Raw genomic sequence first — 24,518 nt, 5'->3', positions numbered from 1 at the left:
TAATTGAGCAACCACTCAATAATCCATTGATCGGCCCCTGCTCAATCAGCTAGCCTCAGTACAGTACTGCGAAACAAACTGTATGCGACAGCAGCAAAATCACTGAGGAGGCGTCGTACGTCTAGCGCCGAGACCTGCAATAAGGAGCAACACATGAACGGACCCAGCCTTGATCATCAATACGCGCAGGTAGACGGACATTCCATTGCGTACCTGGAGCAGGGTGAAGGGCCGCCGGTACTGCTTGTCCACGGTATACCCACCTCCAGCCTGCTCTGGCGCAACATCATTCCGTCCCTGGCGCGAAGCCACCGGGTGATTGCGCCGGACCTGCTCAATTACGGCAAATCAGACAAGCCCCGGGATGCCGACGTTTCTATCCGTGCCCAGTGCAAGATGCTGCTTGGCTTCATGAACGCCCTGGGTATCCGGAAGGCCGATGTTGTAGCCCATGACATTGGCGGCGGCATCGCGCAACTGCTTGCGGTAGGCAGCCCGGAGCGAGTCAACCGCCTCGTGCTTGCCGATGCGGTCTGCTTCGACTCCTGGCCCATTCCGGAGTTCAAACCTCTTCAGGCGCCGGGTGCCGAGGAGCAAATGAGCGTGGCTGAGTTTGAGCAGATGCACCGTGATTTTTTGCCCAAAGGTATGCATGACCAGAACGCTGCGACCCCAGAGCTTGCAGAAATGATTCTGGAGCCCTGGAAGGGGGAGAAAGGCAAGCAGGCCTTTTTCCGAAACCTCCGCAGACTCAACCCTGAATACACACTGGCGATAGCAGATGAGCTAAAGCATCTGCCCCATGAAACGCTGATCCTCTGGGGCAAACATGACGCGTTCCAGAAGCCGGAATACGCAGAGAAACTCAGGGATGCGATTCCGAATGCCCAGCTGGAGTGGGTGGATTCGGCCCACTGGATCACCGAAGAACAGCCGGAGGAGGTCGCTAACATTCTCAACCGCTTTCTGGCGCGCGAACTGAACAACTGAATATTTCAGCCCGCGCCAGACTCGTTGCGGCGTTAAAAGATTGAATGGTTTAAGCACAACCAGGATTAACGCCAAGGAGGCTTTATGACACATCATGCAAAGGTAGGGGGCACCTTCCCCCAAATATCCGTCGCCATGCTCGACGAGAATCAGATTCAGGTAGGCCGGCCAACAGATGGCAAATGGCAGTTGGTGGTTGTCTACCGCGGGCTTCACTGCCCGATCTGTAAAAAATACCTCGGCAAACTGGAAACCATGAAAGGGGAGTTTGAAGGTATTGATGTGGAGGTGGTCGCGATTTCAACAGACCCCGAACAAAAGGCCCGGAAATTCCGTGACGGAAGTGAGCTAACCCTGCCTATTGGCTACGGGCTGTCACGGGATGACGCCCGGGCGCTCGGACTTTTCATCTCAGAGCCCATCAGCAGTGCCGAAACAGATCAGCAGTTTGCCGAGCCCGGAACCTACGTCATCACTCCGGACGGAAAATTGCAGATCATGGACGTATCAAACGCGCCCTTTTCCAGGCCCGACCTTGAAATGCTGAAGTCCGGTATTGAGTTCATTCAGCAGAAGGATTACCCGGTTCGGGGTGCAGCTTAGGGCCTAAAGCTTTTCCTGGGCCGAATGTCATCGGAAGAGGTGGTTCGGAAAAGGGGTATAGGTACTGAATAATTTTCATTGGTGGATCCGGTCATTGGTTGAGCCGGCTTCGGTACCAGGTCTCGAACTCTGCACCCGGCATGGGGCTGCAGAACAGAAAGCCCTGTGCCTGCCTGCAGCCGCGGGACCGCATGTAGTCGAGGGCAGCGTCGGTCTCGATGCCCTCAGCCACCACTTCCAGCTCCAGCGTCCGTCCCAGTGCGAGCATGGCGTCGGTGACAGCCCGGCTACCGGTGTCCTTTTCCAACTGGAAGATGAAGGACTTATCGATCTTGATCTTGTCCAGGGGCAGACGGGTCAGGTAAGCAAGGCTGGAATGCCCGGTGCCAAAATCATCCAGCAGAATAGTGAGACCGAGCGCTCGCAACTGGGTAAGCACGGCTATCGCGTGATCGATGTCATGCATCACGGCGGTTTCCGTGAGTTCCAGCTGCAACATGGAGGGGTCGATGGCATGCTCCTGAATGAGTTTTTCAGAGCGGTCCACAAACTCCCGGTCCCGGAACTCGACGGCTGATACATTCACCGCGATAGGAATGGCCGGCATTCCGCGTGATGTCCACAATTTGGACTGACGAATCGCCTCTTCCAGAACCCAGCGGCCTATAGGATTAATGATACCCGTGGCCTCGGCGATCGGCACGAAGCGCTCCGGCCCTATTTCATCATCCCCCAGGCGAAGCAGGGCTTCGACGCTGACCACCTCACCCGTATTGATGTCGAAAACCGGCTGGTAGCACAGGTGAAAACCGTCCGTATGAAGCGCCAGCTTTAACTGCTGTTCAATGTTGTTCTGCTGTTTCGTGCTTGCCGTGAACGCCGACGAATAGAACTGGAAATTATTTCGGCCCTCCTGCTTGGCCTGATACATCGCCGCATCTGCATGGCTGACCAGGGTGTCGATATCCTGGCCATCGCGAGGAAAAATACTGATGCCAATCGAGGTTGAAACAGAGAGCGCCAGTTCACCCACCTGATAGGGTTCGCTGACCTTGGAGATAATATGGCGGGCTACCTCCGCGGCATAGACGGAGGCACTGATATCCTGCAGCAGAACCACGAACTCGTCGCCGCCCATCCGGACCACCAGATCTTCGGCGCGCAGGGTGCGAGAAAGCCGCTCGGACACTTCCTTGAGCACCTTGTCGCCGATGTCGTGTCCATGGGTGTCATTGATCGGCTTGAAACGGTCCAGGTCGAGAAAGAGCACGGCCGCAACCTGGGAGGCTCGCAGGTTGTGGGGCAGTAGGTGGGCTGCGTATTCGAACAGCATGGCCCGGTTCGGCAAACCGGTTAACGGGTCGTGAAGTGAGGCGTGACGCATTTCCTCGTCAGCCAATTTGCGCTCTGTTATGTCCCGGAAGAAAATCGAGAGGCCCCCGTCCAGGGAAGGGTAGGCGCGCACCTCAAGCCATGCCTGTCTGCCGTCTGGTAAATTACGGAAGGTTTCGGTAATACCCGCAGTGTTGGTTCGCCTTACCCGGTGGTACAGCTCTTCTACGCTGGTACCGCGCAAGTCAGGCCATACATCCCAATGGTCCTCACCAATGACCTCGGTAGCATTAAGCTGAGTTAGGCGCATTGCTTCAGCATTCACGTGGGTAACCTTCCAGTCAGCCGCGATTGAGCCGAAGCCCTCCGTCATGCTGTCGATAATATAACGGCTGTGGTCCCGCTCCCGTCGCAGCTCTGCCTGCGCCCGGGCTGATTCAATGGCAGCCCAGGTCCGGTCAACAACGTCTTCAGCCAGGGCTATTTCCTCGGCAGACCAGTGATGAATTTCGGAATCGTGTATGCCCAGCAATACCCGCAATGAGCCGGATTTCATGACGGGCACGGCCAGTACCGCTTTTATGCCTTTATCCAGATAGGCCCGGGCATAGTCCGCGGAACGCTCGTCGGTGGTGGCATCGTCAAGGGCAAACACCTCGCCAGCCCTGACTTGAGAAGCAACCACAGGGCCGAACTCTTCTAACCAAAGCTCTGTCCCAACCATTGAGTCGGCGCCGTCTCTTGTCCAACCCGGCCTTACGGTTACGACTTCACCTGACTCAGCAAAGTCACCATAGAAAACGCGGGTAACCCCCAGAAACCGGCCCAGCAATTCTGTCGCAGCGGCAGTTACCTCGTTCGGTTCCACCAGCGAACGAAGGCGGTCGGTCAGTTTCAAGCGAAAGCTTTTTCGGCGCTCGCTCGCCTTCAGGCGCTGCAAGGTTTCGGCAAGCTCACGGTTGACCCGCTCCAGTTCCTCTTGAGCCATTACCTGGTCAGTAACATCAGTCCCTTCTGCAAAAATGCTGTTGACTGTGCCGTCCTTTGCCAGGACCGGCTGATAGACAACGTCGAGGATACGCTCTTTGACCGGGCCACCAGGCGTTACCTGAACCCCATACTTTGCCTGTTTCGCCCTGTAGGTACGACCGCTGGAATAAACCTCATCCAGAATGTCACCAAAACCCTGCTCAACGGCGTCAGGTAAAGCCTCCCGGATCGTCTTGCCCAGGACCGGCCGATGGCCTACCAGTTGTGCATGACTGGGGTTGGCGTACTCATATATATGCTCAGGCCCACTCAACAGAACCATGAAGGCCGAGGACTGATTGAACATTTGGGTCAGTTGATCACGCTTTGAGTCTAGAGCCTGTGTGGCGAAGACCTGATCAGTAGTCTCGTTGCAGATAACAAGAACCCCACCGACGCCCGAGGGGGCTTCTTCGTCGTCGACAGGGTTGAAGCTGTAGGTCCAGTAAACCTCTTCACGACGGCCATGGCGGGTGAAGGGAAGTTTGTGGTTGACCCGTTTGAACGCGCCCTTTCCAACCATGACCCGCTCAATCTCTGCACTGAACAAAGGCCAGGTTTCTTTCCATACTTCTGTTGCTGGTTGACCCAGTGAGCCCGGGTGCTGTTCAGGGCCAAGAGATTGGCGAAAAGCATCGTTGTAAAGACAAGGGCCGGTACCGCCCCAGAATATGGTCATCGGATGTTCGGTGTTGAGCATCAGGCGAACCGCTGTGCGCAGAGGCTGTGGCCATGTACTGGGCGGACCAAGGGCAGTATTCTGCCAGTCGTGGTCGCGGATCAACACACCCATTTCACCGCCACCGGCAAGGAAATCAAGCGACGATATTGCAGAGCTGCTTGGAACTTCTGACGTCATCCGGTTTGAGTCTCGGGCTAAAGGTAATGCGTGGCAGTTTACCTTTTTTAAGACCTTCTGTAGAGCAGGGTTAAACCTTCCCGGAAAGCCAGGGCCAGGGATCGACTATCGCTCGCTCAGACCCTCAGTAGCATCTGCCATATTCCAACCAAACCGGCTACGTCAGAGGGGAGGTGGTAATCCTTGTGCTTAGGCCAAACCGGCTTGCCATGTAGTCGAGAATCCCGAAGATAAACGTTGCGATGCCGAGCTTTTCTAAAAGCTCCTCCGCGGTAAAAATCATACTGTAGGCAAGGTTGTCTGCACCGTAGAGGTCCACATGACGGGCGCCAATAAGCTCGATACCGATGGCTCCACTAACGAACACACAGCCCGAGGTGATAAATATAATAGCCGTCCTTCGAGGCAACTTTAGCAAAAATGGTACATAGACAAGCCCAAGAAGCAGCACAGCGATACCGTAGGGGATCACCCATGCGTAATAAAGAATTCCACTTGCATTGAATAACTCTCTCATCGGGTTGATCAGTCGTTCATGAATGGAAGCGATCTCATCAAAGCTCAGAAAGGCGAACACGACCCCCAGCACATACCATGGCATTGCGGACTCGCCAGCCACGTTTTGAAGTCGCCCTGTCGCAAACAGAAGTAACGCACTAGCCAGCAAAGCTACTGACGCATAAAAGGCGGGTACGCTGCGCTCGGCATCAAAGCTGAATAGCCTGATCAGTCCCCATGCGTAATCGTGGACCGTGAAATGGACCACACCTACCACGGCAAGATTGGCAAGTAATAAAAAGCCGATGATAGCCAAAAGCCCTGAGTAAACCCGTCCTGGGGTCAGTTCAATATTCATTTTAAACAAGCGCCTATAACCGGGAAATTTACACATCAGGTTAAACGTTACAGTTTTGTTACACAAGATAACGGGCTTAACTCAAGGGTGCCTGCCAGCTTCAAGTACCCATTGGTCCCGATGACACGGCTGACGCGTAATTGATCAGAATCAATATGACGAAGTCCCAGCAGGCGTATAAATAATAATGCCCGGAACCCATCTGGGCTCCACCGCATAACCAGTATGGTAAAGGGATATATTCATGGACAGACTCAAAGGTAAAGTGGCTGCGGTAACCGGCGGATCGCTCGGGATTGGAGCGGCTGCCGTCACTCGTATGGCAGAGGCGGGCGCTGCCGTGGCCATTCTCGACGTTCTTGACAAAGAGGGTGAAGCGCTGGCGCACAAGCTGTCAGAGCAGGGTTTAGAAGCCGGTTACTGGCACTGTGATGTCAGCGACGAAAATCAGGTCAAGCAGGTGCTCGATAACGTAGCGGATTCCTTTGGCAGCCTGACAGTCCTGGTGAACAACGCCGGTATCGCTGGCTCGAACAAGCCCACTCACGAATTGACCGAGGAAGAGTGGGACAGTGTCCAGAATGTGAACGTCAAGGGCGTTTTTTTCTGCACCAAGCACGCCATGCCGCACATGAAAAAGGCTGGGGTTGGCAGCATCATTAATCTTTCTTCAATTTATGGCCTTGTAAGTGCTCCGGATCTCCCGCCTTATCACGCGTCCAAGGGGGCGGTCCGTCTGATGACGAAAACCGACGCCTTGCTCTATGCCACTGAGAATATCCGCGCAAACTCGATCCACCCGGGGTTTATCTGGACACCACTGGTTGAGGATCATCTCAAAAATACCAGTCAGGACCCGGATGAAGCGAGAGCTGCCACAGCCGCGCTGCATCCGGTTGGTCATATGGGCGAGCCCGACGATATTGCCTGGGGCGTAGTCTACCTGGCGTCTGATGAGTCGAAGTTCGTGACCGGAAGCGAACTGGTTATTGATGGTGGCTACACAGCGAGATAGTTGTCATTTGCCATAGCTCGGCCTTTCCCGGCAATAAGCTAGCCCAAGGGCGAACTTGACCGGAGTCAAGGATGCTAACGCTACCTGGCTCCGTTCAGTTTCAGTTCAGTTTCCTGTGGTCTTCTGGTTATCGAACGACACAAATACAGGATGACGAGATGAGCGAGAAGGCTGAGCCTGATAGCAAGAAATCAGAGTTGATCGTACCCGGTATGGGGTCGGATCACTGTGCCGGAATCATCCGTCACACCTTACAGCGTCTTGAAGGTGTGGATGAAGTTGTGACCAATGTGGCAAGCCATAGGGTCAGAGTGGTATCCGCTTCCAACGGCCCTGACGAAACGTCACTACGTAGTGCCGTCGAAGGGGCTGGCTACGAAGTGGCTTCAATCTCCAGCGCCGGCGAAACCAGCCACGTGATGACTCCGCCGTCGAGGAAACCTACCTGCGACAGGCCATCCGCAGGCTCTGGATCGCCGCCATTCCCACCACGGCGATCATGGTTCTGATGGTCGTCCACATGTTCTGGCAGCCAGTTCCAGGCTATCTGGCTATCGTTGCGCTACTGGCGTTCCCGGTTGTATTTATGTTCGGCGGTGCCGCAACCCACAAAACCTCATGGCGGTCCTTGAAGAATCGTACCTTCAACATGGATGTGCTGATATCCATGGGCAGCCTCCCACCTTATCTCATAGGTATGGTGGGCTTTGTTTATCCCATGACTTCGTTCATCGAAATGGCAGCTACCATCATGACGTTCCACCTTGTGGGGCGATACCTGGAAGCCAAGGCCAAGGGCAAGGCGTCCGAAGCCATCCGGCGGTTACTCACGCTGGGCGCCAAGACTGCACGTGTCGAACGCCAGGGAGAAGAAGTGGAGATATCGGTGAGCGACCTCGTCCCCGGCGACATCATGGTCGTGCGCCCGGGCGATAAAGTGCCGACTGACGGAGATGTAGTGGAAGGCGAAAGCCATCTGGATGAGTCCATCGCGACCGGTGAACCCGTTCCTGTCTATAAGACCGCAGGCGATACCGTCATCGGCGCCACAATTAACAAAGAGGGAAGGTTGCGGGTAAAAGCGACGAGGGTAGGAGGTGACACTTTCCTCGCGCAAGTGGTCAAGCTTATCGACGAGGCCCAGGGCTCCCGGGTGCCGATTCAGGAGTTTGCTGACCGAATGACCGGCCGGTTTGTGCCTCTGGTGCTTGTTATCTCTCTGGGCAGCCTGGTGGTTTGGCTTCTGGCTGCCGACTCGCTGCGCCCCGTGCTGGAATGGGGAGCCGCCTTTCTTCCCTGGGTAGACCCCAACGCAGCCACACCTGTTCTGGCGATACTCGCCGCTGTAGCGGTTCTTGTCATTGCGTGCCCCTGTGCCCTGGGTCTGGCTACCCCAACGGCGCTGATGGTAGGTTCGGGCGTTGGCGCCGAGCGCGGGATACTGATTCGCTCAGGTGAGGCCATCCAATCCTTTAAAGACATAAAAGTGATGGTGTTGGACAAAACCGGCACCATCACCCGCGGTGAACCGGAGCTCACCGAAGCCGTTGCCGGGGAGGGCGTCACTGAAGAGGAATTGCTGGAGCTGGCCGCCACGGTTGAGAATGCTTCGGAACATCCTATAGCCAGAGCCATTGTTGATGGCGCCAAGGCCAGGGGCATCACCATAGGGCAGGTGACCGGTTTCCGGTCCGCCGGCGCCAGGGGAGTGTCAGGTAATGTAACCGGTGACCATGTGCTTATCGGAAATCACCTCCTTCTGGAAGAGAGCGGGGTAAAGGGACTGGATACATTGGACGGGCCTCTGAAAGACCTCGAAAGCCGAGGACGTACCGCAGTTATCGTGGCCAGAAACGGAGAGGCCTGTGGCATCGTTGCAGTTGCCGACACGCTGAAGGATGAATCCATCGAGGCAATCAGGGCCATGCACGCCCACGGACTTCATGTGGTGATGATCACGGGTGACAATGAACGCTCTGCTCTTGCCGTTGCCCGGGAAGTCGGTATAGACGAGGTGAGGGCGGGTGTATTGCCGGAAGGCAAGGTAGACGCTATCCGTGAGCTTCAGAAAGCATACGGAAACCATGTGGCGATGGTCGGAGATGGCATCAATGATGCACCCGCTCTCAAGCAGGCAAACGTAGGCATTGCGATTGGGGCTGGGGCTGATGTTGCGATTGAAGCTGCCGACGTCACCCTGGTGCGGGGCGAACTGTCCGGTGTCGTGGATGCGATGGTGCTTTCACGAGCTACCTTCCGGAAGATCGTTGAAAACCTCCTGTGGGCCAGCGGTTACAATGCTGCCGCAATACCTATTGCAGCCATGGGGCTCTTACACCCAATGATTGGCGTGGTGGCTATGACAGCCAGTTCGCTCTCGGTAATCGGCAACTCAATGCTTCTGAAACGCCGCTACGACGGCGAGCGCAAGAAGGAAAGTCAGGCATGAAACATTTCACCAGGTCGTGCATCTCCGTTCTTGCCATGCTCACAGTGATGCTGTTCTTTCTGTGGGAGGACCACAGTTCCCGCATTATGGGCAGCTTGCCATGGCTGATTCTTCTGGCTTGTCCATTAATGCACGTGTTTATGCATAGACGGCACGGCAAAGCACTTGATTCCCACGAAGAGTCGGCGGCTAGCAAAGACCGCCGCGAACAAAGACGTGAATCGACCAGACCCAGGGCCGGAAGCGGCTCTCAACATCGAACGCGACAGGAGTGAAACCCGATGGACATCAGAACTTTCGGCGAGCTGATCGACTGGACCCGCAACCTGCACCAGGAGCTGGCCCGGTGTCTTGCCCATTGTGCCAGCCGAAATGAAGAGGAGCGTGCGAGCGCATTGCTGACTTACCTGTCTTCCCACGAAGAAGAGCTGGTTCGCATAGTTGACGGCTTTAAACGGCAAAGTGAGAAAAACACTCTCGAAACAAGGGTTTATGATTATCTTCATCATAATCCAATTCAGACCCATCGAACCTGCGACGGACATTACGCCGATTTGGACTTTCAGGGAATATACCGGGAGGTCATGGATTTCCATGATCAGGTCACGGATCTGTATAGAACCCTGGCGTCTAAAGCTGAAATCCCTGAAGCAAGGGAGCTGTTTGAATCATTATTGGAAATGGAGACCCACGAGTCCATGCGCCTGGCCCGACAAATAGGGAGAATGGACGACGTGTAGGATGGCTTTGTGACGAGCCCTTAGAAAAAGATAACCAGAATAATATACCCCACGCCCGCAAGCATCGCAGAAAGCCGGAAGGCGTGGGGTAAGCTCCAAAGTATCAGAAGGAGCTGTCGTCCTGATGATCTATCAGGCAATGGGGACTTCTGTCGCACCGAATGTCGTCATTACTGATTCCTTCCGAATAGGCTGTACCACCAGCCATCATAAGTACCAGAAACGTTATGGTTGTAGTCCAGGTTTTCATAGTCGTATCCTCGCTCGCTGAAGTTGGCCTTCTGCCACACTGAGCCGATAGCACGGAGCAGCGTATTGCATGGGCTTCACTGATACAGACAAATATGGAGCGGTGGACGACCACACAAAGTACTAAACCTGCCTAACCATATATCAGGAGCTTAGCGACCTATTTCCACACAAAGTGCTAAACAAACTTAAAGTAGATTCTAGAATAATCAGCCGCTTTAATTTTCCACACAAAGTGCTAAATTCGTCGTCCAACTCGGGAGCCGCATTTTTAAACTCTGGCCGGACCTAAATTGGGGTCAGAGTCAAGGCGCTGGGCTTACCAAGACTGGCTGGACTCAACTCAGGATCAGGGATTACAGGGACGAAAAAACAACATCACTAAGCAGTGAGCGGTTCAGTGATTGGGGGCAGGTCACGGAACCCCCTAAACACTTCGCAGGTTAATATGATTGGGGGCAGGTCAAGAGGGCCGAGGAATGGAAAATATGAAAAATCACCTGGCTTTGGTGCAGCACATCGTCGAGAAACTTGAGCTTAACGAGCGTGAACGAATTGCTTTGTTCCACCTAGCATCCAATACTGACCGCAATTCAGTTGAGCGCACCGCTAATGCTGAAGGTTCACTTGAAGTTGATGAGATCAAGCTCAGTTATGTCCTTGGCATTCTGATAGCCGTTTGGATATTGATGTCGGATCCAGCTCGCGCAAAGCGTCATCTTCGGCTCCCGAATGCTTCGCCCCCTTTTAGTGGCCGTTCAGCGATGGACCTAATGCTGAGCGGAAAGGAGGGGCTGCGCCTGACTCGCCAGTACTACGACGCACAAGCTCAACCGCTCGGTCGAGACGATCCAGCATATCAGTGGGCTATCCAGAGCATTTTATCTTAGGGAAGTTCGGCTGATTGGGTACCTGATGCGAATAGAAAGCTATACTTCTTGAGTATCGCTTTTCACTTGAAGGCCGATTCGCTGTAATGCATTAAGTCACGATGTCGGCGTTCTACAAAGCGTAAATGAAAGAACTTTTATCAGTCGCTGCTCGAGGGCGCATCATGGCTCCAAGACCGTATTGTGCAGTTGTATATCTTCATGGCAGACGTGCTGGATCACTTGTGCGAGGGCATGATGAAAGCGTGGTTTTTTCTTATGATCACGAATACCTAAATCTGGGAGGACCTGCACTGAGTTTAAGCTTGCCCCTAAGAGAGGAAACCTACGCCAGCAGAGGGTTGCCAGCGTATTTTTCCGGTCTTTGCAGTGAAGGATGGCTGCGTCGGATTCAATCCTTCGAGCAGAAAATAGACCCTGCTGACGAATTTACGCTTCTGGTATTGAATGGTTCTGACCTGGCTGGTGCAGTGACCATTTATCCAGAGGAAGGAGACTTGGCAAAGTCGGTGAGTAGGCTGGGTTAGTTCTCTAATCGGTACCACTTCTGACGAGACCAAGGGCTATTCCAACCCCACTCATGTAGATCCAGTGCCGTCTTCTCAAAGACTTCAGGAAAACTGTCAGCGCTCCAAACGGCCATATTATCCGGATCCCAATCAACATCCCGTAAAAATGCATCCCCCGCGAGGCCATCCTGGTGGAGATAATGGGTAGCCTCAGGAAACCCGGGTTGCAAGTTGTCTAACGGGTTCTCATTAGTGCACCAAACGTTTATCCGATCCTTTTCAAAGCCCCCGGCGATCATAGCACTGGACTTCCACGCCCTCTTGTAGTGATTGCGGTGATCCCAGGCTATTGGGTTCTTCTTGAGTCGACATTCCGAATATCTATGGACCAAAAATGAAGCCAATTCGAACAGCTCACAAAAAATGAGTTGGAGACTTCTTTGGTAGAACCAGCGCTGAAACCAGAGGTCTGGGCGGTAGTACCTGTCGTGAAAACTAGGATTTTCTCGATCACAAATGTATAGGAGTACGCGCTCTGTGAGAGCTGACCACGTCCGATAACCAACGCTTTTTGTAAACATAAAGTGCGCCGATCTAACCGCCCGCTTGGGATTGAAATAGCGCTGAGTAACGATACACCACCACATGCTAAAGGCGAGGCAAAAGGGGCAGGGTATGGTCCAGTTCTTTAAATACCCCTCAAGTGAATTCCCGCAAAAGCCTACCCGCAGTGCATGTGCTTTCGGAACATGCTGATCGACCCAGTTAGCGATATCCTGACCCGTCTTCGCAATGAGAGCGAGCCTGGACGGCATCGGAAAGCGAATGAGCGTTTCTCTGTTTCCGTTGTGGCGCCACCAGGTTCGCTCAGAAATTTTAGGAATACTCCAAGGTCGTACTTGAGCAATGAGGTGCTGCATTGGCAAATCAACCAGATCCACGCCCAGCGAATGCAGCTCAGATGCAGAAAACTCCGGGTGCCAATGGCTTTGAAAGGAAGGGAACCATCGAGACTGATGGGAGACCGGCTGCCAACAGACTTGGCTCTCCATGTTTTGCCAATACAATGCGTCCATCTCATCTGCCCAACCCCACGACTTAGCTAAATCCAATTCCGGTGCCTCTGCGTGTACAAAGTCCCAGAGCCTCGTAAACGGAGCTAAGACAGCTTCAGGCTGAACTCGCCCGGGAAGCTCTGTAACGCTCGGTAAGCCGCACACATCGCACGAATCAAAGGTCAGCGAATAAATGTCAGGCCAGGGGCGTTGGCACTTCGGGCACATAGAGACGATAGGATTACCGTGAGCGGGGCACCGGCGTACCCAATCGAATCGAAATAGGTCTGAATGGTATAAATGCCATGCACAAGAAGGGCATTGTCGAACAAGGTTGCTTTCAATGGCCTTGGGCGTCGGGAACGTAGATCCAAGTTCTTTACGGAGGCGTAGAGGGGACATTCCCGGATTAGCCACCAAGAGCTGGCGAGCTGTCGCATAGGCGCTTTGTCCGGGACGTCCCATCCATCGACCGGAATTAACGCTGGGCACTGCATGAAAGACCATCCTTGTTCTCAGCGGAACGGTTTTACTAGTGTCGGAACCAATCCGGACATGCGGAGTGCTTGTTCGACCATATCGTCATCCAGCGCATCGGTACCGTAGCGTGGCAGAAAATCAGTTAGCAGCGTATTGGTGGTGATAGAAAAGGATTGCATCCCCCAGGAGTCCAATTTGTGTTCCTTCTGGAAGCTCCGAAAAGCCCGCCAGAACAGTCCGGCCGCAGAAGCGAGCCGGAAGCCTGAGTTCACCGCTTCGGGAAGGTATTGTGCGACAAAGGTGCGCCCCGTTTTTGGCGGATGACGTAATCGATCATATTGTGCCAGGCAATATTTGATCTCCTCAGCCGAGGCGATGCCCCGGTAGACCCGACGGACCCGGAAGAAGCGGCCGTGGAGGTGTGCAAAAAATACGGGATCCATGCTGTCGATCAGTGACCAGGTTTCTGCGTCATTGCCCACAAAAACCACGAGCAATGCTCGCTGTATAGACCTTAACCGATCATAGAGTTCGGCAAAGACATTGAACTGACGGGGCGAGAGTCTCTGGCACTCGTCTACGACCAGCAAGGCCTGGACAACGCCGGCTTCAGACATCTGATCTGCAATAAAGTGAATGAAGCGATCCGCCATTTGATCCGCTGTGTCGCGACTCAGCACGGTTAGGCCGGCGCTCCAACATAGCTGCCGATAGACCGAAACGACCGTCGACTGATCTCGCAAGGGTATATTGACTTGAAATACGGGAATCTGGCGCCCGTTGCGATCTACCAAGTCATTGCACACTTTTTCGATGGCTGTGGTTTTTCCTACTCTCGAGGGACCAGCAACCGCGGCTCCGGGTATGCCCGTCCAAACCCATTGAGTCAGATCCTCGCGGAGTTGAGCCATCGCAGGTGTGTCCAATACCACCGTCCACGGGTGCAATAAGGGATGGTCTTGTTCCCGCTCTGATACTGGTTTCATGGCTCGCTTTCCCTCTTGAGGGGCGTCCTGATTGGAGACCACGAATACTGTTGTTCAGCGGTAGTATTTCGAGTCAAACTCCGCTCCGTTGCGGCATTGTGCTGCCAACATTCTTCGCGGGTTTGGTCTTCTCCGAAAGCCAGGCCCATCCGGCCAGCTGCAGAGATTTCCTGATAGATCCGAAGAATTTGAGAAGCAATTTTTGGCTGATCACGCTTTTCCAGAAGATCCGAAAACCAACCGGTGACCGGATCGTGCTGATCTGCCCGATGTGCCCTTTGGTTTTTGAATAGCATGCGTCGAGTGGAGACGGAATGGGCGAACCTCTGCCAACTCTGGGGCGCACGCAGTTCCCCCAGATCCTCTCCCTTTAGCGTCTTTGCTCGTATCCTTCGAATATCCCGCCGGTCATATTCAATAACAACTTGTGATTTGAGAGACGTTAATTTGATGAGTCCCGGCCCCCGATACCGACAATACTCAAACATAACAAACGGCGTTCCGTTTCCTGGTTTGGGACGATGCACCGGAACGGTTTTTTGAGAGAGCCAGGGCCTGAAGCCTGCGGTCTGTCCCTCAGCGAAGTACCGAATCCATTGCGTCTGCAGTTGATGCCGGAACAAATCCATGGGTGAGGAGCCACCGAGGTGAGGTCGAGGCCGGTGATTGAATTCAAACAGCGTGAGGTAAAGCGCTTCCTCGAGCGTCTGGAAACTGAGCATCGGCGGCTTCTTCGCATTCTTTTTGGATTCTTTGGCTGGGTCAGTCGGTGAGGATCCGGTGGTTGAGTCGAATCTATGACCCAGTCGGAGCTCCAAATAATGAAACACGCGCTCGACCAGAGCCCGGGTTTTTGGCAGGGCAGGGTAGCCAAAGCGCAACGCAGCGCCCATTTTCGCCGATAAAAAATCGACCACCGAATTACTGTGATGTATCCAGGCATTGTCCAACAGCACTGTCCCTAAACTGATCGCCACAGAGGGCTCAAGCTCTGACGGAAATGCAGGGCCACTGGGTGCGGTAAATTGCGGCGTGGTGAGGGCTGGAGGCTGTCTTTTGGTCACGCATCGTTCAATTAACGCCAACATATCCTGCTGATTTGGTGCTGCGGTAGGAACCAGGTGGAAACCCAACACACACTGTGTGCCTACATCGATCGCAAGGAGCAAGGTGCATCGCGCGAGACGAAGATGAATAAGTTCTCCTCCCAATTCGATCGAGATCCGTGAATGGACGTCGATCAGATGCTCATCCACCTGAACAGTTGCCAGCGCACGCAGGGTTAACGGTAATGCGGCCGCCTGTGATGAAGCCTCTTGATGCTGATACTGTTCGGCAGTGAGCTCCTGTTTTTTGATCACCCAATAACGCCGAACGGATTCGTAGCCACGTGAAGCTGTTGTGTATGGATACCGGTCCAGAGGCCAGTTCAGAGCAGCGAGTTTAAAAACAAATCGGTTGTGAAGAGACTCGGCAGTTAATCGCTCTGACACAGATTTCCGTTTGAAATCTGCCTCAATAGCGCGGTCCAGTTCCTTTTTCAATTCCGGGACTTGAGCTAGCAATGCCGCAAAAGCCCCAGTGCAAGCGCCTGGCGATTGGAAGGTAGGCAGAGGCGCCGTGCGCTGCGGCGGGTTAACCTGAACACTCGGGATCAGTCCCTCCGTCAGGAGAGCCGGCGAATCCAGATTGCCACCCAGGCAGCGCTCGAGTACTTGACTCACCCGCCCCTTACTGAGTCCTTCACTCTGAGCCACGGCCTCCAATGTGGTACCTGAAAGGACTTTCGATACCAAACGCTGATTGCGAAGGAAAAGAGGACGCTTCTTCAGCGGAATCAGGTTGTAGTCCACAGCTGGCCACTCGGAAAAGGCCTTGAGAGAGGGCTCATTGATAAGCCTTTCGCGCCAGCTCATGACAAGAGAACCACGGTTGTGAAATCAAGGGGCTGTTCCGAAAGCTCGGCCCGAAGTAACCCTCGGTGCAATAGCCGGAATAGCGCGATTTCACGGTCATAGGACGCAGCTCGGTCACCAGAGTTCACAACATCGGCGAGGGCTCGCTCGGGTTCTTGGTAGAACTCCTCCAACAAGCGCCGCTCCACCGACTCTGTTGGTAGATCCCGGTTAACGTGCAACACTCTCACAATCTCGAGCCAATTCTCCGCTTCAACTGCACGTTCGATAATTCCGGCATTGTGAACGACATCAAAATCAATGCCGTTACGTCGCAGAAAATGGGCAACAGGTTCTGTTAAACGGTTGTCCACCTTACCCTCCGGCTTCACCTCAACCACAAAGGCCCGGTCCTTGGCCTGAACGAAAAAATCGGGGGTGTATCGGCAGCGACCCACCCCAAATGTGAACGGCTGGGGCACAAAGGAAATTACGGCAGGATTGCCCTCTAGCAGCCCTGCATACAGGTGCTCGGAGCGGCAGTGAAATTCACTGCGGTGGGGATGTTTGAGCATGCACTGGACGGAGAACTCTGTCGCGATACGCATCGATTGTCGGGTTGCCCGTTGGCGAGGTTCGAGCGTATCTCCCTGCACAGAGGGAAACTGGTTTGGCGACGAATTCGGCATGGTCTCACTCCTCTTGATTCCATGCCTTCAGTTTGCTCCCAACCTTCACATCGAAATAGAGCCCATTATGTTCGATTTTCTCTTTTTTTTTCATAATATACCAACATGTTAAATTTTCTTTTTAAACAATAGGCTACAATAGATTCAAAAGGCTAATAAGGAAGTTCTTGCGGGAAAACGGATGTGTTTCGCACCATTTTCTAGGAGCTCAACGAACCGATGCCTCAGCCCTCCGATTTAGGCGCAGCCACCTCTTCCTTTCGAGACGGTCCGTTCCCTATCCAGCACGTGGCCATCGACTGGGAAGAATTGATCCGTAAAAGACCATCGGTGGTCCGGAATGTCGCCCATATGCCATACTACTTGCTGAAGCCGGAGGTGACCGCGCTCCTTCAGGCGGACAAACACCCCATGTACCGCCTCATACTGGATGTGATGTGGACCACCGGCGCCAAAGTCGCTGAAGTCCTGGGATTGACACCAGAGCGTATTATTGACTCGAATGACCTCTTCGGCGTTTACCTTAAAGCGAAAAGGGCAACGCCGGGCAGGCCAAACCGGCTTAGCGCACCCCGTTGCGTAGAACGGTTCGTGCCAATTGTTGATGAGCTGCTCCAAGACCGCCTGCAAACCTATCTGTGTGCCGGCCATTTCCGGCAGAGGGAACATCTTTTCTCGATCGCCCCACAGACACTCAATCGTCACATTCACAACCTTGCCAATACCGTCGGATTCCCATCCCATCGCATTACCAGCACCACGTTTCGACATTCCTTTGCAGTAAACCTGCTACTGCACGGTCGCCCGCTTGATTACGCCAGCCGACTCCTCGGGCACGAGCATTTGAACTCCACCAGAATCTACATGGAGGTTTTGACGGTTACAGATCGGGAGATGATGAACGGAATTGAGTTTCATTGACGGTAGAGCGGTTAAAGCCGAACAAATGAACACCTTGAGACGGATGACACTCGGGACGAGAAACATTCGCTCGATCAGTGATTGGGATCTCGATCGGCTAAGAGCACTTCGAGTTCCTCAATCGCCCGTTCGTAGGCGTGGTAATCCACTCGTATGTTCTGGGGCAGATATGGGGCGGTCTGACCGAGCAAGGCGAAATGTTCTGGCTCCCACACCTCAAGCCGCCCATTGAGGAGGATCCCCATCTGAAACTTCCGAAACGCGATTTCGGTGCGCAGACCGGCTGCCTGATGCCGGTTTGGCCGAAGCGCCATATCCATTAAGGGATCAAACCTGAGACGCTCCTCCGCAACATCGAGACCGACTCTTATGGTCAGGGCCGCGTCGTGACTTTGTAGCAGCAGACATAGGCTCCCTCCATCCACCTCTACACCGATGGGCACCAGGTCATCCAACCGCCACACGGCGGGCCCACGCCTGGCTAAAAGGGTCAACCTGTCGGGCAGCTCTATGGCCTCAATGTCGATCTCCTGTCGCTGGGCAAGTTCGCTAATCAAGCCGGGTGGCAGAATCGATTTAAAGCCTTCAAGCTCGTAAAAATGCTTTTGTCGAACCGTGCGTGGACGTTGCACGGTGGTCCTCTCCTCAACGGCCAGTTCAGCGAGATTTCGCAACAGCGGCAGATCCAGGGTCAAGCGGAAATGATCGTCGATGTCATCCGGGTTGGCGTAGGGCTGAGCCTCCGCATGCGCCACAGCGTTCCGCCCTTCATCACGAAGGTAAAGCCCGACGTCCAACCCGGCTGCAAGCAATTCCTCGCGGCGGCGGATCGCGTGTTCGCTATCCAGACGGGTTAATGCTTCGCCAATCCAGGCACCGCGTGTCCGCCCATTTGATAAAAGAACGCTGATCACCTTGTACAGGCTCAGGAAAGCGTAAAACGGGTTATCCAGTGATACCCCTTCCCGGTACAGCGCCAACGCTGCGCGCTCCTGGTCGTCGGTCGGGTGGGGGATCTCGAGGGTGTCAAGAAAGGACGTTGTCACCCGGCTGAGCGGCATTCCAATCGGACGCGGCCGGTCGCCAGCTCCCCAGGCGAGGATCGTCAGACCGGCGCTCTCAGCCCACGACAAGACGCTGCAAAAATGCATGATGACTTTGCGTGCCGCTTCTGGTGCCAGGCCGTGGCGGTTCGCTTCAAATGCGATCGCCGCGTTTCGACAATCGGGATCGTTCTGGGGCATCAGGACGAACTCAAGGCCTTCGTGCACCACCATCTGGGGAGTCGTCGGCCAACCAAACCGAGGTTCCACGGTTGCCACGACCCAGTGTCCGGGCTCAGCAATTCGACGCTGGGCTTGTTCGTTGGCATTGACCCATAGCAGATCGGACATAGTTCGCTCCCTAACGCGGGGCCTGGAAATCGGTAACTGACGTCATAAAGCACCTCAAATCGGCGTTTCCTGTCACTGTAGACCTTTGTTGACGCTTGTCCATAGTTCGTCAACCGACCCCCGTTTCTTGCGGTTTTCCCGGCGCTTGCCATACTGAACGGGTCGGAATAGGGCGGTTATTTGCTCCCATAATTCCTCCCCAGAATTGACAGAACCCCGGAGGGGAAATGTCAAAATCCATCACCAGCGCGCGCTCATTTCCACGCCCCAGACCCAACAAGCGTTCGCTTGGGTTTCAGGAGCGGCCCCTGGTCTCGTTCCCGATCCAGGAGGTGACCATCGATTGGGACCGGCTGATCGACAAGCGGCCGTTGTTGCTCGAAACCCTCGACACCATGCCCAAGTACTTGCTCAAACCGGAAGTCCTGGATCTGCTGGAGAGCGAGTCGCATCCCATGCACCGGCTGATCCTGGACCTGATGTGGTGCACCGGCGCCCGGGTCTCCGAGGTGCTGGCGATCACACCGGCCGGCTTCATCGACGACGGCTACGACTTCGGCGTGCTCCTCAAGACCCTTAAGCAAGGGGCCGGGCGACCGAGCAAGCGCAGCCTGCAACGTTCGCCCAAACGGTTTATTCCGATTCTCGATCGCGATTTCCAGACCCGGATCCAGAGCTACCTGTGGATGGGGAAGTTTCGGAAGGACGAGCGGATCTTTCCGATCACGCGCCAGGCGGTCAGCGCCAACATCGACCGGTTGATTGAGCAGATGAGGGGAGCGCCGCCGTTCAAGATTGGGTGCCACACCTTTCGGCACAGCTTTGCGGTGCACTTGCTCCTGCACGGCCGGCCATTGAAGTTCGTGAGCCAGCTTCTGGGTCACCGTAGCGTGGAGTCCACGGAGGTTTACACCAACGTACTGACCTTTGACGGGGCGCATTTTTTGGAGGGTGTGGACTTTCACTGATTCATCCGCAATAACCCCACATATAGTTGCTGGTAGATTTTACAGCACCACATGTTGTGTTGTGTTCAATATTGTGCTTACATGGTCATGTCGTCTCAATAGCGAGGTTACAAGCATGACTGGCAAGAATCAGCATGTCGTTCAGAGAGAGAACGGGTGGGCGGTAAAAGGGGCAGGCAACAGCCGAGACACGTCACATCACTCGACCCAAGCCGAAGCGGCCGAGGCGGCGAGGGGGATTGCCCGGAATCAAAACAGCGAAGTGTTTATCCATGGCCGGAATGGGCGAATACGGGAGAGAGATTCCTACGGGAATGATCCTTTTCCACCCAAAGGTTGATAGGGGGCATTCATAGGTTGCATCAGGTTATTGGTGCCCGATGAATTAAGGTTGATCAGCAGCTAATCCCCCAAAGGTATTAACTGTTTGTTACTGATGGTGGCCAGAGTGGAGAAAGATCTAAAGAAACAGAATAATGCCACGATCGCCGCGCTGTTAAGCGCAGCCGTCCTCATGTGTTTGGGGTTTCAGTATGGCTTCAACTCCTTGCCAACAATAAAAGAGGGGCTTCTTACAGGGGTTGCTGGTTTGATTACCTTAGCGGTTTTGGTCCTTGTCACCCATCTACTCCCACAGGACATAAAGCACAAACTGGTCTTCACGCGTTTAGTCAATGAAATGCCCGGGGGCAGGGTTCATCTTCTCTGTAAGCGGGATTCGAGAGTCGTGTATGAAGACGTGGCATCACAATGGCCGCACGTCTTTGATGAGGCGATCGCTGCGGGTGATCGTAACTCCCTCTGGTATCGGGACATATACAAGCCTGTTAGAGATACTCATGAAGTCCGTCAATCGCACAGAAGCTTTCTCCTCTACCGCGACTCCTTTTCGGGTTTGGTCGCTCTCCTGATTTTTACAATTTTGTGGGACTTCCTGGGAGACCCTCAACTTCTTGGCGACGTCGTCCCTGCTGTCTATGTTGTACTCATCATTTCATCCCTGCTGGCTCTTCTTGCCGCTCGCAATGCAGGTAATAGGCTTGTTGTAAACGCCGTTGCCGTCTCTCAATAGACGAAAGGAACTGCAGTTCATGAACTCGAAGGTTACATTTTTCCCCGTTGATAATGGTGACATGACCTTGTTGCAGCTTGCGGACGATCGCCAGACCTCCCTTCTAATCGACTGTCGGATTAGGCGTTCTGCGGATGATCCGAGCGACACGACCCCTGACGTTGCTTCTGAGCTTCGAAAGCGCATTAGGAAGGATGCCCGGGGGCGCCCGTTTGTTAATGCAATGCTTCTTTCACACCCGGACGAGGACCATTGTCTTGGCCTCAGGGCGCATTTCTGGCTTGGCCCAGTTGACGACTATCCCGATGACGACAAAGACCAGTCCCAGAAGCGGATTATCATACGGGAGCTTTGGTCGTCACCGATGGTCTTCAGGCGTGCGTCGAAGAAGTTGACTTTGTGTGATGATGCCCAGGCATTCGCCACGGAGGCGCGTCGCCGCGTCAAGGCAAACCGCGATAGCGGCTTCAACGTTTCTGATGGCGATCGGATTCTTATCCTGGGGCAAGACAAAGACGGGAAGACAGATGGCCTGGAACAAATCCTCATAAGGCAAGGGGATGTCATTAACGGAATAAACGGAGTTGGCCAGAACCCTCCTGAAATCGCGCCTACTTGCCCCTTTCCGAGAGCAAGACGAGGAGGTGGAGGAAGAGCTGTCTAAAAACGACTCCAGTGTTGTGATCAATTTCAGCATTCGTGAGTCCAGCTCCGGCGATTGTTTCAGCCGATTCCTGTCTGGCGGTGACTCGGGGGTATCCATCTGGGAGCGGCTCTGGCGCGAGTACACGTCTGACGATCTGAAATACGACCTCCTCCTTGCCCCTCACCACTGCTCATGGCGTTCACTTTCACACGACAGCTGGTCTGATAATGGCAACAATGCTGAGATCTCCGAGGATGCGCGTTCAGCGTTAGCTCAGGCAAATGATGATGCGTTTATTGTTTCCAGCAGCAAGCCGGTTGTTGATGACGATAACGACCCCCCCTGTATTCGGGCCAAGCGTGAGTACAGCAGTATCTTGGGGTCAACAGGTATCTTTAAGTGCACCGGGGAAGAGCCGACTCGCAAGAAGCCGGAGCCAATTGTATTTCAAGGCACCAGGTCTGGCTTCAGGCTGGCCGTTACCGCTGCCGCAATAGCGTCAGTCGCATCCGCCGCTCCACCGAGGGCAGGCAGTGACGACTGAATACATTGACTACGGAGAGCCGCTGGGAAAGTCGGTAACGTCGAATTTGCCGGCATCAATGCGTGACGTGGCCGACGCGTGCAGCGAGCACTCTGCTTTTGACGTTGTTGAATTCCGGCGAATTTCGCCGGATTCACATGCGCTTATTGTCGATGTTGGCGATGGGACTTTTGATGCCAAGAATCGGGTCGGAATACGCCGCTTTGAACGCCTGGCGCTGGTTTATAGTTCCAACCGCGAGTTCCCTTGGGAGGTGAGGGCGCTTCGCTCCGACTTCCCAGTGACCATGCATCAAAACCATGTAGGGCCCAATTCACCACGTTCCCTGTGCCTCTACGTTGAGCCTTGGTCATCTGTGGAGCGAGTCTGGAACCCTCAATCATTTCTGGGTCGAGCTCTCTGGTGGCTTCGGGAAACCGCCTGCGAAAACCTGCATCAAGAAGACCAACCTCTTGAGCAGCTTTTTTTCGAACCCGCGGATCGCTTTGTATTGCCGGAGAATTATTTCGAGAGACTCACCGAAACCGGCTATCGTATCGTTTTCGACCAGCAACCATTCGCTTGTCGAGGAAGATTCTTGTATCAAGCCCGGGTTGTAGATGATAGGTCGCATCCGGGTTTCCAGGATGGTAAATGGATACCAATTACGATCATCTTGCCTCCCATTACTCACGGCCGCGTAGAGGAACACCCCAAACATCTTGGGGAGCTGCTTCAAAGACTCGATTCTCGAGGTGCCAGGATTTCCGGATTGCTCCGTGAGGCGATTCAGAATCTTCTTCCTGAGGGTCAAAGCTTTGACTGGCCGGCCGGCAAGACCAATAAGATACTTCTAGTGCTGGGCATCTCCCTCAAACGCGACGGCAAGACCGAGAGAACGGACGTTTACGGCTTCGCTATGGATCAACATTTTGGCCGGCTCGGTGAAGACCTTGGCGCCCTGATCCGTAGTCCCGGCGAAAACAAGTGGTTTCGTAATACTGGGATAATGGAAAAAAGCGAGCCCCTGAACGTGGATCGATTGGAAAGTTACCCTCTGACCCCTGTTGGTATCAGGCTAATGCCATCAAAGCAGGAGGTGAGGGAATACTCGGGCATAGCTGATTCACCATGCGATTTCAACGGGGTCATTTCTGGGCTCGGATCTTTGGGAAGTGCCGTTGCCTCAATCTGGGCAAGGGAAGGCTGGGGTGAGTGGGAATATGTCGATCATGATGCGGTTGAGCCCCATAACCTGCCCCGTCATGTTTCCCTAGGTCCATGTGTGGGCATGGCCAAATCCGAAATGATGAGCGCCCAGGCCGCTTCAATGTTCTCCCTCAAGGTGAGTGACAGCAGCGTGCCAAAAGCTTACGTAAGGAGGCTCACGGAGGACCTCCAATGGCTCGAAGACCTATTGGAGCACAAGGACATCATCGTCGATGCATCCACGACGGTAGAGGTCCCTCGGGACCTGTCCGGCATGGATAGGTCGGCTCGTTTGGTAACACTCTTCATAACTCCATCAGGCAGGTCCTCGGTTTTACTCATGGAGGATCAGTCCGGATACACACGTAGTCTGTCACTCGAGGCTCAGTATTATCGAGCCATTCTGACCAATGATTGCTGGGGCACCGATCATCTGGAAGGGAACTCGGGCTCTTTGTGGGTTGGGGCCGGATGCCGGGACATAACCACGGCGATGTCCAATGAACTGATATGGCTCCACGGATCGATACTGGCTCGCCAGCTGAGGTTGCTATCAGACAAAGAAGAAGCCCAGATCAAGATCTGGGATTACGATGAGCTCTCCGGGGCCGTTAGCGCTCATGACATTCAGGCCTGCAAGCCCATTCACGCGGAAGTTGGGGGTTGGACTGTATGGTGGGACGTCTCGATAGAAGATGGCATGTCCAGACTCAGAAACGACAAATTACCCAGTGAAACCGGTGGCATTTTGCTTGGTTTTATTGACCAGAAGATCAAAACGATATCGGTCGTGCTAGCCAGGCCCGCACCAGAGGACAGCACTGCAAGACCCCAAGAGTTCTTGCGCGGAACTGCCGGTGTAGAAGGAGATATCGATGAGTGTCGTCGTAGAACTGGCGGGATCGTTTCGTATCTAGGTGAATGGCATTCTCATCCGAGGGGCTGCAAATCCGATCCAAGCACTCACGATCGAAAACAGCTGGATTACCTAGAGGATGTTATGGCTCGTGATGGCAGTCCTGCAATCTCCATGATTGTCTCGGACTCAACGATCAGCGTTTCATTGGGTCAACAAACAACGACGGTTGAGTTGTCCTTTTTTCACTCTTGAAGAAGGCAAAATTTAACCTTTGACTGTTTCACTGCTGAGCGATCAAGA

The 24,518-nt window shown here is 54.1% G+C and carries 21 protein-coding genes and 1 pseudogene; 15 read left to right on the top strand and 7 right to left on the bottom strand.

The window, feature by feature from the left end:
* The first annotated feature begins 153 nt into the window (after positions 1 to 153).
* Both G7W63_RS16230 and G7W63_RS16225 read left to right on the top strand, forming a co-directional pair.
* A complete protein-coding gene (locus G7W63_RS16230) occupies positions 154 to 990 on the top strand; it encodes an alpha/beta fold hydrolase (RefSeq protein ID WP_166260637.1) in 837 nt (278 codons plus the stop codon).
* 84 nt (positions 991 to 1,074) lie between these two features.
* Positions 1,075 to 1,593, top strand: coding sequence for a peroxiredoxin-like family protein (locus G7W63_RS16225; protein WP_166260634.1), 519 nt, complete (start codon positions 1,075 to 1,077; stop codon positions 1,591 to 1,593).
* A gap of 91 nt (positions 1,594 to 1,684) precedes the next feature.
* Here the strand turns inward: G7W63_RS16225 and G7W63_RS16220 are convergent, their stop codons facing one another.
* Positions 1,685 to 4,813, bottom strand: coding sequence for a sensor domain-containing protein (locus G7W63_RS16220; protein WP_166260631.1), 3,129 nt, complete (start codon positions 4,811 to 4,813; stop codon positions 1,685 to 1,687).
* A gap of 157 nt (positions 4,814 to 4,970) precedes the next feature.
* Positions 4,971 to 5,669: a hypothetical protein gene (locus tag G7W63_RS16215; RefSeq protein WP_166260628.1), complete on the bottom strand. Its 699-nt coding sequence runs from the start codon at positions 5,667 to 5,669 to the stop codon at positions 4,971 to 4,973.
* Between the two features lie 244 nt (positions 5,670 to 5,913).
* On the opposite strand from G7W63_RS16215, the gene G7W63_RS16210 reads away from it, so the two are divergent.
* The 7 genes from G7W63_RS16210 (at position 5,914) to G7W63_RS16185 (ending at position 11,539) form a co-directional block, all read left to right on the top strand.
* Positions 5,914 to 6,684 (top strand): SDR family NAD(P)-dependent oxidoreductase, encoded by a 771-nt coding sequence (locus G7W63_RS16210; RefSeq protein WP_166260625.1) that lies wholly within the window; start codon positions 5,914 to 5,916, stop codon positions 6,682 to 6,684.
* A 158-nt stretch (positions 6,685 to 6,842) separates the two neighbouring features.
* Complete coding sequence (locus G7W63_RS19860) at positions 6,843 to 7,193, top strand: heavy-metal-associated domain-containing protein (RefSeq protein WP_207308973.1); 351 nt, start codon at positions 6,843 to 6,845, stop codon at positions 7,191 to 7,193.
* Between the two features lie 11 nt (positions 7,194 to 7,204).
* Entirely contained in the window at positions 7,205 to 9,133 is a 1,929-nt protein-coding gene (locus G7W63_RS16205) for a copper-translocating P-type ATPase (RefSeq protein ID WP_207308972.1), read from the top strand.
* Positions 9,130 to 9,408 (top strand): DUF2933 domain-containing protein, encoded by a 279-nt coding sequence (locus tag G7W63_RS16200; protein WP_166260622.1) that lies wholly within the window; start codon positions 9,130 to 9,132, stop codon positions 9,406 to 9,408. The genes G7W63_RS16205 and G7W63_RS16200 overlap by 4 nt, the downstream gene beginning before the upstream one ends.
* A 6-nt stretch (positions 9,409 to 9,414) precedes the next feature.
* The gene (locus G7W63_RS16195) at positions 9,415 to 9,873 is read left to right on the top strand and encodes an ATPase (RefSeq protein ID WP_166260619.1); all 459 of its coding nucleotides are present in this window, start codon (positions 9,415 to 9,417) and stop codon (positions 9,871 to 9,873) included.
* Between the two features lie 728 nt (positions 9,874 to 10,601).
* Positions 10,602 to 11,012 carry an antitoxin Xre/MbcA/ParS toxin-binding domain-containing protein gene (locus tag G7W63_RS16190; protein WP_166260616.1) on the top strand — a complete coding sequence of 137 codons (411 nt, stop codon included), beginning with the start codon at positions 10,602 to 10,604 and terminating at the stop codon, positions 11,010 to 11,012.
* Positions 11,013 to 11,137: 125 nt separating this feature from the next.
* On the top strand, positions 11,138 to 11,539 hold the full coding sequence (locus G7W63_RS16185) for a HipA N-terminal domain-containing protein (protein WP_166260613.1): 402 nt from the start codon (positions 11,138 to 11,140) through the stop codon (positions 11,537 to 11,539).
* On the opposite strand, the gene G7W63_RS16180 is transcribed toward G7W63_RS16185, so the two are convergent.
* The 4 genes from G7W63_RS16180 to G7W63_RS16165 all read right to left on the bottom strand — a co-directional run bounded on the left by G7W63_RS16180 (position 11,536) and on the right by G7W63_RS16165 (position 16,626).
* Positions 11,536 to 12,597: a hypothetical protein gene (locus G7W63_RS16180; RefSeq protein WP_166260610.1), complete on the bottom strand. Its 1,062-nt coding sequence runs from the start codon at positions 12,595 to 12,597 to the stop codon at positions 11,536 to 11,538. The two genes, G7W63_RS16185 and G7W63_RS16180, sit on opposite strands and share 4 nt — an antisense overlap.
* Positions 12,598 to 13,091: 494 nt before the next feature.
* Positions 13,092 to 14,042 carry an ATP-binding protein gene (locus G7W63_RS16175; RefSeq protein ID WP_166260607.1) on the bottom strand — a complete coding sequence of 317 codons (951 nt, stop codon included), beginning with the start codon at positions 14,040 to 14,042 and terminating at the stop codon, positions 13,092 to 13,094.
* Positions 14,039 to 15,958: a hypothetical protein gene (locus tag G7W63_RS16170; protein ID WP_166260604.1), complete on the bottom strand. Its 1,920-nt coding sequence runs from the start codon at positions 15,956 to 15,958 to the stop codon at positions 14,039 to 14,041. Before G7W63_RS16170 ends, G7W63_RS16175 begins: the two co-directional genes overlap by 4 nt.
* The gene (locus G7W63_RS16165; protein WP_166260600.1) at positions 15,955 to 16,626 is read right to left on the bottom strand and encodes a TnsA endonuclease N-terminal domain-containing protein; all 672 of its coding nucleotides are present in this window, start codon (positions 16,624 to 16,626) and stop codon (positions 15,955 to 15,957) included. The genes G7W63_RS16170 and G7W63_RS16165 overlap by 4 nt, the downstream gene beginning before the upstream one ends.
* 219 nt (positions 16,627 to 16,845) lie before the next feature.
* On the opposite strand from G7W63_RS16165, the gene G7W63_RS16160 reads away from it, so the two are divergent.
* On the top strand, positions 16,846 to 17,547 hold the full coding sequence (locus G7W63_RS16160; RefSeq protein ID WP_166260597.1) for a tyrosine-type recombinase/integrase: 702 nt from the start codon (positions 16,846 to 16,848) through the stop codon (positions 17,545 to 17,547).
* A gap of 74 nt (positions 17,548 to 17,621) precedes the next feature.
* On the opposite strand, the gene mauJ is transcribed toward G7W63_RS16160, so the two are convergent.
* Positions 17,622 to 18,941, bottom strand: a complete 1,320-nt coding sequence (mauJ, locus tag G7W63_RS16155; RefSeq protein WP_166260594.1) for a methylamine utilization protein MauJ — start codon at positions 18,939 to 18,941, stop codon at positions 17,622 to 17,624.
* A gap of 227 nt (positions 18,942 to 19,168) precedes the next feature.
* Here mauJ and G7W63_RS16150 point away from each other — a divergent pair, with 227 nt between their 5' ends.
* The 5 genes and pseudogenes from G7W63_RS16150 (at position 19,169) to G7W63_RS16130 (ending at position 24,470) form a co-directional block, all read left to right on the top strand.
* Entirely contained in the window at positions 19,169 to 19,909 is a 741-nt protein-coding gene (locus G7W63_RS16150; protein WP_166260591.1) for a tyrosine-type recombinase/integrase, read from the top strand.
* A 115-nt stretch (positions 19,910 to 20,024) separates the two neighbouring features.
* Entirely contained in the window at positions 20,025 to 20,249 is a 225-nt protein-coding gene (locus G7W63_RS16145) for a DUF2188 domain-containing protein (RefSeq protein ID WP_166260588.1), read from the top strand.
* Positions 20,250 to 20,357: 108 nt separating this feature from the next.
* Complete coding sequence (locus tag G7W63_RS16140; RefSeq protein WP_166260585.1) at positions 20,358 to 20,981, top strand: hypothetical protein; 624 nt, start codon at positions 20,358 to 20,360, stop codon at positions 20,979 to 20,981.
* Between the two features lie 19 nt (positions 20,982 to 21,000).
* Positions 21,001 to 22,171: pseudogene (locus G7W63_RS20230) on the top strand (ComEC/Rec2 family competence protein).
* Positions 22,161 to 24,470 carry a ThiF family adenylyltransferase gene (locus G7W63_RS16130; protein ID WP_166260582.1) on the top strand — a complete coding sequence of 770 codons (2,310 nt, stop codon included), beginning with the start codon at positions 22,161 to 22,163 and terminating at the stop codon, positions 24,468 to 24,470. Before G7W63_RS20230 ends, G7W63_RS16130 begins: the two are co-directional and overlap by 11 nt.
* Positions 24,471 to 24,518: the final 48 nt, after the last annotated feature.

Origin of the sequence: Marinobacter salicampi (assembly GCF_011074795.1) — a bacterium.
Taxonomy (GTDB): Bacteria; Pseudomonadota; Gammaproteobacteria; order Pseudomonadales; family Oleiphilaceae; genus Marinobacter; species Marinobacter salicampi.
Note: the sequence above shows the minus strand (reverse complement) of the source record. Positions and strands in the feature narration are given on the sequence as shown.